The organism is Saccharopolyspora erythraea NRRL 2338 (assembly GCF_000062885.1).
Classification (GTDB): domain Bacteria; phylum Actinomycetota; class Actinomycetes; order Mycobacteriales; family Pseudonocardiaceae; genus Saccharopolyspora_D; species Saccharopolyspora_D erythraea.
This window is the reverse complement of sequence record NC_009142.1, coordinates 4,616,130-4,629,024: the sequence shown is the minus strand read 5'-3', so window position 1 is coordinate 4,629,024 and position 12,895 is coordinate 4,616,130. Positions and strand designations below refer to the sequence as shown.

The window sequence follows — 12,895 nt, the reverse complement described above, 5'->3', positions numbered from 1 at the left end:
AAGGGGCCGACCATGGCGACGCGAGTACAGCCCGTGCATCGGGTTTCGCCGGGCGAGCGTTCCACACCGCAGCTGGTCGCCGACCTCAGCGAACAGCTCACGCACCTGGTCCGCACCGAGATGCGGTTGGCGCAGCGGGAGATGCGGGAGCGCGGCAAGGAGGCCGGCAAGGGCGCCGCCGCGCTGGGCGCCGCGGGCGTCTTCGCCCTGCTGGGCGGAGCGACGCTGGTCGCCACGGCGGTCCTGCTGCTGTCGCTGGTGCTCGATGCCTGGCTGGCGGCGCTGATCGTGTCGGTGGCGCTGCTGCTGGTGTCCGGTGTCGCCGCACTGGTCGGCCGTTCCCGGCTGCGCCGGGCCGCACCGGCGGTGCCGGAACGGACGATGGGCGAGGTCCGGGAGGACATCGAGCTGGTGAAGGAGGCGGGTCGGCGATGAGCGCGAAGCACCGGGGCCGCGGCACCGGCGATGACGACGCGGACTGGCTGGACGCGGACCGGGAGCTGACCCGGGAGGAGCTGGGCGAGACCATCCAGGAGCTCGCCAGCCGCGCGCGGGTTCCGGAACGCTCGAAGCAGGCGGTGTACGAGCGGGTGAAGGACACCCAGGATCGCGCTGCCGACGCAGCGCACCGCGCTGCCGACGCGGCGCATCGAGTACGCAACGCGCGCAACGACGTCTGGGTCTACGGCGCCGCGTCCGCCGCGGTGGGCGTCGCCGTCTACGCATTGACCAGGAGGAGAGCTCCCAAGTCGAAGGGGAATCCTCTGTACCGGCTGTGCGTGGCATCCGGCAGATAGGTAGCACAGGCGCCCGAGCGTTCCCATCCACTGTGGCCGCGCAGCCGACTACCGGCTGTGCGGCCGACTACTGGCGTTGGCCGACTCCGGTCCTGATCTCCGCGACGCGGCCGCCCGGAATCCTGGGCTGCAGCGGGGGAGTCGGGGCGCCCGCCGTTTCCCTGAGCCCGTGCACGAACTCCTCGACCGCCTCGGTGGAGCTGCGTCGAGGCTCCCAGCCGAGCACCGAACGCGCGCGCGAGACGTCCATGATGGGCAGTCGCAGGAAGGCGTCGAACAAGCCCGGCGACGCGGGTACGAGGTGCAGGCGCCACGCGGCCGCGAGTGCGGTCCGCACCGGCCACACCGGCATCCGGAACGTCTGCGCGCCGAACAGCTCCGCCAGCACCTCCGAGTCGATCACCGGTTCGGAAGCCACGTTGAAGGCGCCCGAGGCCTCCGAACGCACCGCGAGCCGGTACGCCTCCCCGAGATCGCTGCTGTGCACCGCCTGGAAACGCAGGCCGGGCAGCGCCGGGATGCGCGGGACGAGGTCGGGGCGCGCCAGCCGGTTCGGCAGGAACGGTCCGAGGAAAAGCCTGCGCTGCTCGGAAGCCGCCTGGGTCTTGAACGAGAAGGCGGTCCGCATCCGCACGACGCGGATGTCCGGGTGCTCGCGCTCGTAGGCGTCCAGGCTGCGTTCGAGGTAAGCCTTCTCGCGGGTGTAGGCCGCGCCCGGCCAGCCGTGCGTCGGCCATGACTCGTCGACCGCGCGCCGCGGACCCGGCGAGTAGGCGCCGACGGAGGAGGCGTGCACCAGCGCGGGCACTCCCGCCTCGGCCACCGCGTCGAAGACCCGCAGGCTCCCCATGACGTTGTTGCGCCAGGTCGCGACCGCATCGTGGGTCGGCTGGAAGATCCACGCCAGGTGCACCACGCAGTCGGCGCCGCGGAAGTGCCGCACCAGCTCGTCGCTGGTGACGTCGGCCCCGACCCAGGTCGCCTTGGGATCCAGCTGCGCGGGCTCGCGCCTGGCCATCGCCACGATCGCGGACACGGCCGGGTCGGCACCGAGCGCTTCGACGACGCTGGTGCCGATGTTGCCGGTCGCCCCGACGACGACCACGCGCATCGATTCCCTGGCGCTCATCGCGGTTCCTCCCATCCGCGGCGGCATCGGACCCTGTCAGTGGACCTACCCGGGCGGCGGAGCCGGGAAACTACCGCGGTTCGCGCCGGGCACCGGGCCGCGGGCGGCTCTTGATCAGGTGTGAAGCCGGGTAAGGTCGATCCGGTGGCTGGTCTGGTGCGCAGAGCGCGGCAGGTGGAGAACAGCCGTCTGGTCCGGTTCCTCGGCGTGGCGGGCTGGTCGGCCTACGGGTTGGTGCACCTCGTCATCGCCGGGCTGGCGCTGCAGATCGCGCTGGGCGACCGCGCCGAGCACGCCGCCCCGCAGGGGGCGATCGGCAAGCTCGCCGCGCAGCCGCTGGGCACGGTGGTGCTGGTGGTCCTGGCGGTGGGGCTGTTCGGGTTCGCCCTGTCGCAGTTCTGCCTGGCGCTGATCGGTTTCGGCTGGGTTCGGGAGCAGGCCGTCCGTGCCACCAGGCAGCTCGGCGCCGCCGGTCGCGGCGTGGTCGCGGTGAGCATCGGCGCGCTGGCGGTGAAGCAGCTCATGGGCAGCCCGGCCGGTTCGGGCAACAGCCGGCAGCAGGGGCTGACCGCGACGCTGCTCACCCTGCCCGCGGGCGGTCTCCTGGTCGGGCTGGTGGCCGCGGTCGTCCTCGTGGTCGCGGTCGCGACCGTGCGCCGCGGCGTCCTGCGCAGCTTCGAGGAGGACATGGACATGCGCTCGTTCCCCGGCGGCGTGCGCAGGTGGGTGCGGCGCCTGGGAGTCGTGGGCTGGATCGCGAAGGGCCTGGCCTACCTGAGCATCGCGGGGCTGTTCGCCGCCGCTGCCCTCTCGGTCGACGCGCGCAAGTCCGGCGGGCTCGACCAGGCCCTGCACTTCCTGGTGGGCTACCCGTTCGGGCAGGTCGCGCTGTTGGCCATCGCCGCGGGGTTCGCGGCGTTCGCCGTCTTCTGCGTCGCCGCGGCCTCCGCGCACCGCAGGTGACCGGCGCCCGGGCGGGTGGGAGCGCGCCCGGACGCCGGCCGGTCCGCGGACCCCTACACGTGGTCGCGGGGAATGGTGTGCTGCCAGTTCTTCGACAGCACCCGCCTTCCTCCCTCGTAGGCGTCGAGCTCGGCGTGCAGGACGAAGTCGTCCGGCGTCGAGGTCAGCACGGTCCTGGTGACGGTCTCGACGTCCCAGTTCGCGCGTGTGAACCGCATTCGCCACTCGTTCTCGCCGCACACCGACCCGAAGTCGTCGGCGACCCAGGAGTAGCGCTCGTAGGCGCGGCGCTTGAGCTTGAGGTCGATGTCGTCCAGCCGCACGACGCCGAGGTCCTTGACGACCTCCAGCGCTGACTTGTAGTCCACGAGGTCCCGCTCGACCTTCCAGCGCTGGTCACCGGGCACGAGCCGGGTCTCCGACAGCGGCGGGGTGCCCTCCGGCTCGCCGAAGGGTTGCTCGTCGTAGGGCTCGGGGTCCTGGCGCGGCCGGACCTTCACGGTCAGCTTGGAGGTGCCCGCGTGGACGGTGAGCCGGACCGGCCGCGGCGGCGGCCAGGCCAGCGGCCAGTACGACGTCGACAGCGACAACCGGATCTTGTGCCCGGGTGGGAACGCCTGAGCGCAGCCGTTGAGCTGGATGCGTGCGCGGTAGCGCCTGCCGGGCACCAGCGTCTCGGGTGCCGCGTGGCCGTCGAGGTGCGTGAGGTTGAGCAGGCCGTAGGTCACGCGGGTCGCTCGCCCGTCGGCGTGCACGTCGGAGAGGCGGGCGGCGACCATCGCCACCGGCTGGTTGACCTCGAAGTCCAGGTCGACGAACGGGCCGCCCAGGATCTCGCAGCGCTCGGTGAGCGGTTCGGTGTCGAACACCAGCGAGCCGCCGTCCTCCTCGCGCTGGTCGTAGGGCAGGTCCGGGGGAGCGTTGTAGGAACACCACTTGCCGGCGAACTGGCCGACCGACAGCGGTGATTCAACCGTCAACGACTGGTCCTCGACCTCGGTGCCCCCGGACACCAACGTGTTCTTGTCCAGCGCGTACTCGCGCAGGTGCACCGCGGGCGAGGGCCACCCCGGCTCGCCGACCCAGCGGCCCGGCCGCTCCGAGTAGGCGGTGGACGGGATCGCGCTCTCCTGCATCCAGGCCCGCAGCATCGGGCCTTCCATCACGTCGTTGTCGATGTCCTTGAGCCAGCGGTCCCACCAGCGGACCAGCTCCTGCAGGAACCCGATCGCGGGGCCGGGCTGCCCCAGGTGCGGGTACTTGTGCGACCAGGGCCCGATCAGGCCCTTGCGGGGGACGTCGAGGTTCTGCAACAGGCGGAACACGGCGTTGGAGTAGCCGTCGGCCCAGCCGCTGACGGCCAGCACCGGGCACTGCACGGCGTGGTAGTCCTCGCAGACCGAACCGTGCCGCCAGTAGTCGTCGCGGCGCTGGTGCGACAGCCACTCGTGCAGCCACAGCCCGCTGTGCTCCAGGCGGTCGTGCCACATCTCGCGCCAGCGGTCACCGACCAGTTCGGGGTCGGGCGGGCTGGAGTTGTACGCGAACATCGTCGACGCCCACGACAGGTTGTCGCTGAGCAGGCACCCGCCCATGTAGTGCACGTCGTCGGCGTAGCGGTCGTCGGTGGAGCAGACCGTCGCGATCGCGCTGAGGCTCTCCGGCTTGCGCGCGGCGATCTGCAGCGCGTTGAAACCGCCCCAGGAGATTCCCATCATCCCGGTCCGGCCGTCGCACCAGGGCTGATCCGCCAGCCAGGCCAGGACGTCCTCGCCGTCGGAGAGCTCCTGCTCCAGGTACTCGTCGGTCAGCACCCCGTCGGACTCACCGCTGCCGCGCAGGTCGACGCGCACGCACGCGTAGCCGTGGCCGGCCATGTACGGATGGTGGATGGAGTCGCGCAGCGCGGTGAAGTCGCGCTTGCGGTACGGGATCAGTTCCAGCACGGCCGGGACCGGCTCGTCGTCGGAGGAGACGGGCCGCCAGATGCGTGCGCCGAGCCGGGTGCCGTCCGGGAGGGGGATCCAGACGTGTTCGTCCTCGCGGATTTCGTGCGGCAGGGACGTTACTGCCTTCATGCTCACCCCTTAGCCGGTGCGTTCGGTCAGCCTGGATGTGTTTCGCCACCGACCGGTGCCAGCACCTCACCGGTGTAGTAGCTGGACAGCTGTTCGGCGGCGAAGAAGACGTAGGAGGGCGCGATCTCGTCGGGGTGGGCCATCCGGCCCATCGGCACGTGCCCGCCGAAGCCCTCGACGTGGTCCTCGGGCAGGGTCGAGGGGATCAGCGGCGTCCACACCGGTCCGGGCGCCACGCAGTTGACCCGGATGCCCTCGCCGGCCAGCGACTGCGCGAGCGACATGGTCAGCACGTGGATGGCGCCCTTGCTGGCCGAGTAGTCGATGAGCGTCTTGTTGCCGCGCAGCCCGTTGACCGAGCCGGTGTTGATGATCGCCGCGCCCTCGCCCAGGTGCGGAAGCGCCGCGCGGATCAGCCAGAACGGGCTGTAGACGTTGACCTTGAACGTCCGGTCGAACTGCTCGGTGGTGGTGTCGGTGAAGCTCTCCACCGGTGCCTGCGTGCCGGCGTGGTTGACCAGCACGTCGAGCCCGCCGAGCTCCTCGACGGTCCGGCGCACCAGGTCCTGGCACGCCTCCTCCGAGGCCAGGTCGCTGCGGTGCAGCTCGCACCGCCGTCCCTGGGCGCGCACCAGTTCGGCGGTGCGCTGGGCGTCGGAGTCCTCCAGCTCGGAGAGGTAGGCGATGGCGATGTCGGCGCCCTCCTTGGCGAAGGCCACGGCCACCGCGCGGCCGATTCCGGAGTCGCCGCCTGTGATCAGCGCCCGTTTGCCCGCCAGCAGCTCCCGCCCGCGGTAGTCGCGCATCTCGTCGCGCGGCACCGGCTCCATCGCCTGGGTCGTGCCGGGGTACGCCTGCTGCTGGCCCGGTGGCTGTTCGTCGGACATGAACGACCTCCGATCGGTCCGCTCGCGCTGCGGGGAGCGGACGGACGACCTTTAGCACTGGCGAGGAGGTACCCGCCACCGCGCGGAACTATGCGTGGTGATCGTGTGCGGGAGCGCACTCCCGCGCACACCCGTGCGGAGCGGCAGCGGGGATCCTCACGGCGGCCGGCTGATGGCGGTCCGCCGAGCACCGTGGGCCGTCCACCCCGTGGGCGGACGGCAGGCCGCACTAGCCGGTGCGCAGTGCGGTCTCGACGTGCCGCGCCGCGTGCAGGCCCGACTCGATCGCACCGTCGATGAACCCGGCCCAGCCGCCCGCGATGTCGGAGCCGGCGAAGTGGACGCCGCCGTGCGGTTCCCGCAGCGCGGCCAGGTACCTGGTGAGTTGCCCGGGGCGCTGCATCGGCCAGGTCTCGCGGGAGAAGGTGTCCCGCATCCAGTCGTGGCCCGTGACGTCGACGACCTCCAGGTCGTCGCGCCAGCACCGCAGGGCCCGTGCGACGCCGTCCGCGTCGGTGGGGTCGAGATCCGAGGCCCGGGTGCCGAAGGCGACCAGAACGGTGTCTCCATCCACTGTGTACTCCGGGCGGACGAAGGTGAGCGCGTGGTCGTCCGGCGCGTAGGCGGTGAACGGGGCGATGTGACCGCGCACCCGGATCCAGGTTTTCAGGCCCTGCGAAGCGGTGCGCTCCGCGCTCGCCGCCAGCTTGGCGGCCGGAAGGCCGGGCTGGAAGTCGATGGAACCGAGCACGTTGAGCGGGAGCGTGCAGACGATCCGCCGCGCGGTGTAGCGCTTCCCGTCGGCCGTGGTGGCCGTCGCACGACCGTCCTCCTGGCGGACCGCGGTGACGACGGTGCGCAGGCGGAACTCGGCGTCGCCGTCCTCGGCCATGGCCGAGGCCAGGGCGGCGGTGCCGGTGCCGAGCCGGTAGCCGGAGGTCGCCTCGTGCAGCAGCCGCCAGTCGCCCGACGCCGCGGCGCACCAGCGCATCGCCTGCGCCAGCCCGGAGACCTCGGCGGGGGCGTTGAAGTGCTCCGCCCACACCCCGGTGGTCACCTCCCGTTCGGTGGGGTCGAGGTCCAGCCGGCCGAAGTAGTCCACGACGGACTCGTGGTCGATCGCGTCCAGGCCCCGGTGCCGCAGCGGCTCGTAGGGCATCTCGAAGAACTCGCGGCTGTCCTCGGCGAGGCGGTCCATGCCGCGCTCGATGAGCGCGTCGAACTCCGCGGGCGTGCCCTTGTGCACCTGCCCGCCCGCGATCCAGTAGACCTCCTCGGAACCCGGGCTCGGCTCGACGTCCAGCCCGTAGCGGGTGATCTCGCTCCACGTGTGCGGCTGGAGCCAGTGCACCCAGGTGCCGCCCATCTCCAGCGGCCTGCCGAACCGGACGTCGGTCCACGTTCGCCCGCCGATGCGGTCGCGCGCTTCGAGCACGACGACCGATCGGCCCCGCAGCGACAGCTCGCGGGCGGCGGTCAGCCCGGCGAAGCCGGCGCCGATCACGATGACGTCGTAGGAGTCGTCCACGTCGATCCTCATTTCTGCGTTGGTTTCCCGTCGGCCGCGGCGGTGTCCGCTGCGAGTTGGGCATTCTCGGGCGGCAGGACCGGAGTCTCGATCCGCCATCGGAGTGGCTTCCGGTCCTGCACCAGCCGCCGGTAGGCGAACAGCACCACCGAGATGAGCAGGATGCCGACCCCGGCCGCGGTCTCCCGGAATCCGCCGTAGCCCGCCGGCGACGGGTGGGTCATGCCGACCACGAGCACGAAGAGGTCGAAGACGAACAGCGCCGCCGCGACCGGAACCCAGATCCGGCCGCGCCTGATCGGCCGCGGCCAGTGCGGCCTGTCCTTTCGCAGCAGCAGGAAGGAGCCGACGGCCGGCGTCATCGCCACCAGGTAGCCGAGGTTGCCGGCCAGCAGGATGCTCAGGGGTTCGCCGAGCAGCAGCAGGATCACGGCGTTGATCACCGCGTCCAGCGTCAGCGACCGGCCGGGCACGCCCCAGCGGTTCAGCCAGTGCAGCTGCCGGAGCGTCATGCCTTCCTCGGCGAGCCCGTAGAGCGCGCGTCCGCCGTCGGCGGTCGTCGAGACCATGCCCAGGAACAGCGCGACCACCAGGATCGACACGCCGAGCCACGACGAGGTGCCCAGCGACTGCTGGAAGGCCAGGGCGAACGCCGAGAGCGGGTCGTCGGAGATGCGCTGCTCGCCGATCGCGCCCGACATCGCCAGCGGGACGGCGAAGAAGACCACGACCATGAACAGCGTCGCCCGTTGCAGCGCGCGTGCGGTGTCGCGTGCGGGGTCCCGGTACTCGGGCGCGAACGACGCGCGGATCTCCGTGCCGTAGGTGGTCCACGCCGTGACGTAGAACCACACGACCAGCGTCAGCCAGTTGCCGCCCTGGTACCAGGTCAGGTCGGCGAGGTCCCAGCCGCCGCTCGCCGGAGCGCTGACGACCAGGGCAGCCAGGCCGGCGATGACGACCACGCTCATGCACTTGTTCAGGTTCGCCGCGATCTTGACGCCGAAGTAGTTCAGCGCCCAGCCTCCCGCTATCGCCGACAACGCGATCAGCTCCGAGAGCCCGATCTCGTGCGACAGCAGCCGAAACCCGTCGGTGACCTGGGGGAACCACTGCGAGTGCACGAGCTCGCCGATCGCGGCGGCGTTCACCGCGATGCTGAACGACCAGCCGATCCAGTACCCGAACGCCGCGACGGCGCTCAGCGGGGCGAAGTAGCGCTTCCACCCCTCGGCCGCGTACCGGGTGATGCCGCCGGAGCTGCCGGGCAACATCGAGGCGATCTCGGCGAAGAGCATGTTCTGCAGCAACCCGATCAGGGTCGCCGCCACCCAGATGCAGATCGCCGTCCACGCGCCGATCGAGCCGATCGCGTAGCCGACGGTGACCAGCAGGCCGGTCGGCACCGAATGGACAGCCATGCCGGACTCGCCGTCGACCCCACCCGTCGCGACCCGCCCTCCGACGCACGCTCACCTGGCGCGACGGCTTCGCCATCGCCATGACCCTCCCGGAGTCTCTACCTCGCGGCGATGCGGCTGGCGCTGGGAATCGACGACGACGGGACCCCTGCCGCCGGCGGGTGATCGCCGGTGGCCGGGTTCGGGCTCAGCCGACGAACTCCCGGTCGCCGTAGCGCAGGCCGGCACCGTCCCACCGGCCACCGAGCCGGACGACGAACTCGCGGGCGAGTTCGAGGTCGGCCAGTTCGGCGACGAGCACCAGCTCGCCGTCCATGGTGACCGACCCGCCGCCGAGACGTTCCCGGGCCTGTGGGTCGGTCGCCAGCCCGTCGTGCAGGTCGGTGACGTCCACACCCGGGACCTCGACCAGGAACGCGTCCGTGCGCGCGGAGTCGCGCGGCAGGTGCTCGAAGGTCAGCACCGACTCCTGGCCGAACTCCTTGCGCACCAGGTCGGCGATGTGGTGCAGCTCGACCGGGTCGGTCTCGCGCACGTCGAACGAGCGCGACCGCTCGTAGGTGGCCCGCTGGAGCTCGCCGGACCAGAACACGCCGTCCAGCAGCTCCGAACGGCCGTCGCGGGCGCCGTTGTCCCGGATGATGCCGCGGACCGCGCGGGCGAACTCGGTCAGCGGCGTGTCCAGCCTGGGGTCGCCGGGATCGGTGATGACCGCGGTGTTGCTGGTGGCGAACAGGAGTGCCTGCGGTTCCTCCGCGGGAGCGGCCTGTGCCGTCCCGGCGGTGAATGCGAACAGCAGCGAGACCACGGCGACGACCGAGCGTCGGCCGGGCCCGGAGGATGTTCTCACATCGGCTCCCTGTAGTGCGGAGAACGGGCGTGCGCCCTGGCTCGGACAGCTTGCCGCGCGAGTCGCGCTTCCGGGCGTCCGCCGCGCGGGTTCGCCCGATCGTTCGGGCCAGGCCGTTGCACGCCAACGCTTCCGCGATCACGTCCCGGGCCGAGGAGGTCAGTTCCCGGCCGTACCGGTCGTCTCGGGCAGCGCGTCCACGGTGAACTCCGCGGTCCGGACCTCGCCGCTGTGCTGGAAGTCCAGGAACAGGCGGTACGTCCCGGCCGAGGGCGCCTCGGCGTCGAAGGTGATCCGCGGCCCGGCGGGGGTGTTGCCGTCGCCGGGCTCGCCTTCGGGGTGGACGTGCAGGTACGCCAGGTCCGCGGCGCGCAACGCGACGAGGTGGCCGTAGGCGGCGAGGTAGGGCTGCAGGTCGGTGACCGGAAGCCCGCCCCGGGTGACCTCCGCCGTCAGCGGTGCGGACCTTCCGGCGACCAGGTCGCCTTCCAGGCGCACCTGGTACCCGTCGACCTCGGCGACCCGGCTCGGCGCGTGGGCGGCGGGCGTGAACTCGCCGGGCACCGAGAGGTCGACGCCGAGTGTCTGCGCGGTGCCGCCTGCCGGGACGAAGTCGGCGAACACGCGGTAGGTCCCGGCCGTGTCGATGCGCATCGGAACCCGCCACGTGCCGTCGGGGGACATCTCCGGGTGCAGGTGCTGGTAGCCCGTGGTGTCCCGGCGCACGAGCACGAGGTGCATCCGCTTGTCGTGCTCGACCTTGAACCCGGTCACCGCCTTCCCGCTCGGAGCGGTGATGCGGAAGGAGAACTCGCTGACAATGCCACGCGGCAGCGTCGTCGTGGTGGGGGAGAGGGTGTAGCCGCCGTTGGTCGACGGCAGCCCGGCAGGGACCGGTTCCGCGCCGTGGCTGTGTTCCTCGCCGCCATGGCCGTGGCCATCATCGGGGTGCTCAGGGCCGAAGTGCCCGGCAAGAGCATCCTCCGCCGTGTGGCCGTGTGGTTCCTGCGCCGCGTTGCCCGGGGATTGGCCGAGGGCGGCCCCGGCCGCCCACGCGCCGCCGAACACGAGCGCGAGCGCCGCGCCGTAGGCGGAAAGCCTCGCTGCGGTGTTCATCCACCCCTCCAGTCGCGGACGGCATGCGGTGCGCGTCCATGCGGCCGTCGCGGGCGCGAGACCACGATAGGCATACTATAGGGGGGTAGTGTAATCGGCTTTCGGCCGGCCCGGGCGTTCACCTCAGGACTCACCACTGTGGACGAGTTGTACGTCTCCGGCGGTGCCGCGTTCGCGGAGCCTGGACATGCGGCTGATCGCGTGGGCGGCGAGTCCGGCGACCAGGCCCCAGAACACCGACGCGATCCCGAACGGCGCGAGCCCCGAGGCGGTCACCAGGAACGCGATCAACGCGGCGGTGCGGCCGGCGGGGTCGGCGGTCGCGTTCGCCAGCGAGCCGCCGATGGTGTCGAGCAGTCCGATGCCGGCGAGCGCGGCGACAAGCGCGACCGGGAACGCGCCGAGCACGCTGCCGAGCGCCGCGCCGAACACTCCCAGCAGCAGGTAGAAGACGCCGGAGACGACGGCGGCCCGATATCGCTGCCCGGGGTCGCGGTGCGCGTCGGGGCCCATGCACAGCGCGGCCGTGATGGCGGCGAGGTTGATGCCGAAGCAGCCCAGCGGCGCCAGGACGAGGTTGGCCAGACCGGTCCACGACAGCACCGGCGAGACCGGCGTCGTGTAGCCGTGCGCGCGCAACGTGACCACGCCCGGCAGGTTCTGCGAGGTCATGGTGATCACGAACAGCGGGACCGCGATGCCGACCACCGCGTGCGCGGACCAGTCGGGCCAGGTGAGCACCGGTACCGCCGTGGCGAGCCGGACCCCTTCGAAGTGGAGGGTTCCCCGCGCGGCCGCGAACGCGACCCCCGCGACGAGAGCGGCCAGGACCGCGTACCGGGGGACCAGAGCCTTGCACACCAGGTAGCCGACCAGCATCGCCAGCACCAGCCAGAACTGCGTCCGCATGGTGGTGAAGACGTCGAGGCCGAAGCGCAGCAGCACGCCGCCGAGCAGGGCGGACGCGATCGAGGCGGGGATGAGGTCGACCGCCTTCTCGAACCAGCCGGTGACCCCGACCAGCACCGTCAGGGCGGCCGCCACGAGGAACGCGCCGACCGCCTCGGCCATCGAGGTACCTTGTGCGCTCGCGGCCAGCAGGGCGGCGCCCGGCGTGGACCAGGCGGTGACCACCGGTGCGCGGTGGCGGAGGGACAGCGTGATCGAGGTGATGCCGATGCCCACGCCCAGCGCCAGCACCCACGAGCCGATCTCGGCCGGGCCCGCGCCGAGCGCCCGGGCGGCCTGGAACACGATGGCGGCCGAGCTGGTGACCCCGACCAGCGTGGTGATGGCTCCGGCCACCAGGGAGGACACTGGGAGCACGCGGGAGGCGCGCGGGCGCAGCTGCACGTGACTTCCGTTCGCGGATCGTTCTGTTTGTGGAACGATCGGATGCTAGGAGGCCGGTTGGAACTGGTCAAGGTGGTGGGTGCGAACCTGCGCGCGGTCCGGTCCGTGCGCGGCCTGTCGCTGTCGGAGGTCGCCCGCCGCGCCGCGATCGGCAAGGGCACGTTGTCGGAGCTGGAGGCCGGCCAGCGCAACCCGACGCTGGAGACGCTCTACGCGCTCGCGCAGGTGCTGGAAGTGCCGCTCGGTGAACTGCTCGTCGAGACCGAGGCGGCCGACGGCGACCGGCAGGTGCTCGTGCGCGCGGGCGGTGCCGACCTCTCCGGGCGCACCATCGACGTGCAGCTGATGGACCGCACCGCCATCGGCGGCTTCCGGCAGGAGATCTACCGGTTGTACGCGCGGGCCGGCAGCCGGTACGTCTCGCCCGGCCACCGCCCCCGGGTCGTCGAGCAGCTCCTCGTCCACTCCGGAACGCTGGTCGCCGGTCCCGAGCAGGACCCGGTGACGCTGGGGCCGGGCGACTACCTCCGCTTCGACGGCGGTGCCGACCACGTCTACGAGGCACCGGGCACCGACGTGGTCGCCACGCTGGTCATGCGCTACGTCGACCCGGTGGGCGACGCGGGCCCAGGATCGCCGGCCCCCTGAGTGCTGCGCTCTCGGACTCCGGCGCGGTGCCTGCCGCTCCCTCCGCGAGACCACAGTGGACCCCCGTCGCGCCGTCGCGTCCGAGTCGCCTTCCGCCACCGAGAGCGGACGCGGCTGCCGTGCCG

12 protein-coding genes are annotated in these 12,895 nt (G+C 72.0%); 4 read left to right on the top strand and 8 right to left on the bottom strand.

The genetic code is table 11. The features are described from left to right. Positions 1 to 12 precede the first annotated feature (12 nt). Together SACE_RS20165 and SACE_RS20160 are read left to right on the top strand one after the other, a co-directional pair. Entirely contained in the window at positions 13 to 435 is a 423-nt protein-coding gene (locus tag SACE_RS20165; protein ID WP_011874259.1) for a phage holin family protein, read from the top strand. After that, positions 432 to 797: a DUF3618 domain-containing protein gene (locus tag SACE_RS20160; RefSeq protein ID WP_009946779.1), complete on the top strand. Its 366-nt coding sequence runs from the start codon at positions 432 to 434 to the stop codon at positions 795 to 797. The genes SACE_RS20165 and SACE_RS20160 overlap by 4 nt, the downstream gene beginning before the upstream one ends. 67 nt (positions 798 to 864) lie before the next feature. Here the strand turns inward: SACE_RS20160 and SACE_RS20155 are convergent, their stop codons facing one another. Further along, positions 865 to 1,926 carry an NAD-dependent epimerase/dehydratase family protein gene (locus SACE_RS20155; RefSeq protein ID WP_011874258.1) on the bottom strand — a complete coding sequence of 354 codons (1,062 nt, stop codon included), beginning with the start codon at positions 1,924 to 1,926 and terminating at the stop codon, positions 865 to 867. 144 nt (positions 1,927 to 2,070) lie between these two features. Between SACE_RS20155 and SACE_RS20150 the strand changes: the two genes are divergently transcribed. After that, positions 2,071 to 2,889 carry a DUF1206 domain-containing protein gene (locus SACE_RS20150; protein WP_011874257.1) on the top strand — a complete coding sequence of 273 codons (819 nt, stop codon included), beginning with the start codon at positions 2,071 to 2,073 and terminating at the stop codon, positions 2,887 to 2,889. A gap of 53 nt (positions 2,890 to 2,942) precedes the next feature. Here the strand turns inward: SACE_RS20150 and SACE_RS20145 are convergent, their stop codons facing one another. The 7 genes from SACE_RS20145 to SACE_RS20115 all read right to left on the bottom strand — a co-directional run bounded on the left by SACE_RS20145 (position 2,943) and on the right by SACE_RS20115 (position 12,122). Beyond that, positions 2,943 to 4,967: a CocE/NonD family hydrolase gene (locus SACE_RS20145; protein ID WP_009946782.1), complete on the bottom strand. Its 2,025-nt coding sequence runs from the start codon at positions 4,965 to 4,967 to the stop codon at positions 2,943 to 2,945. Between the two features lie 26 nt (positions 4,968 to 4,993). Then, positions 4,994 to 5,854: an SDR family oxidoreductase gene (locus SACE_RS20140; RefSeq protein WP_009946784.1), complete on the bottom strand. Its 861-nt coding sequence runs from the start codon at positions 5,852 to 5,854 to the stop codon at positions 4,994 to 4,996. 229 nt (positions 5,855 to 6,083) lie between these two features. Further along, positions 6,084 to 7,394, bottom strand: coding sequence for a flavin monoamine oxidase family protein (locus SACE_RS20135; RefSeq protein ID WP_009946785.1), 1,311 nt, complete (start codon positions 7,392 to 7,394; stop codon positions 6,084 to 6,086). After that, a complete protein-coding gene (locus SACE_RS20130; protein WP_009946786.1) occupies positions 7,391 to 8,803 on the bottom strand; it encodes an APC family permease in 1,413 nt (470 codons plus the stop codon). Before SACE_RS20130 ends, SACE_RS20135 begins: the two co-directional genes overlap by 4 nt. A 187-nt stretch (positions 8,804 to 8,990) precedes the next feature. Then, on the bottom strand, positions 8,991 to 9,653 hold the full coding sequence (locus SACE_RS20125) for a hypothetical protein (RefSeq protein WP_231849706.1): 663 nt from the start codon (positions 9,651 to 9,653) through the stop codon (positions 8,991 to 8,993). A gap of 159 nt (positions 9,654 to 9,812) precedes the next feature. Beyond that, a complete protein-coding gene (locus tag SACE_RS20120) occupies positions 9,813 to 10,769 on the bottom strand; it encodes a hypothetical protein (RefSeq protein WP_009946789.1) in 957 nt (318 codons plus the stop codon). 123 nt (positions 10,770 to 10,892) lie between these two features. Beyond that, on the bottom strand, positions 10,893 to 12,122 hold the full coding sequence (locus SACE_RS20115) for a benzoate/H(+) symporter BenE family transporter (RefSeq protein WP_009946791.1): 1,230 nt from the start codon (positions 12,120 to 12,122) through the stop codon (positions 10,893 to 10,895). Positions 12,123 to 12,179: 57 nt separating this feature from the next. On the opposite strand from SACE_RS20115, the gene SACE_RS20110 reads away from it, so the two are divergent. Then, complete coding sequence (locus tag SACE_RS20110; RefSeq protein WP_009946793.1) at positions 12,180 to 12,770, top strand: helix-turn-helix domain-containing protein; 591 nt, start codon at positions 12,180 to 12,182, stop codon at positions 12,768 to 12,770. Positions 12,771 to 12,895: the final 125 nt, after the last annotated feature.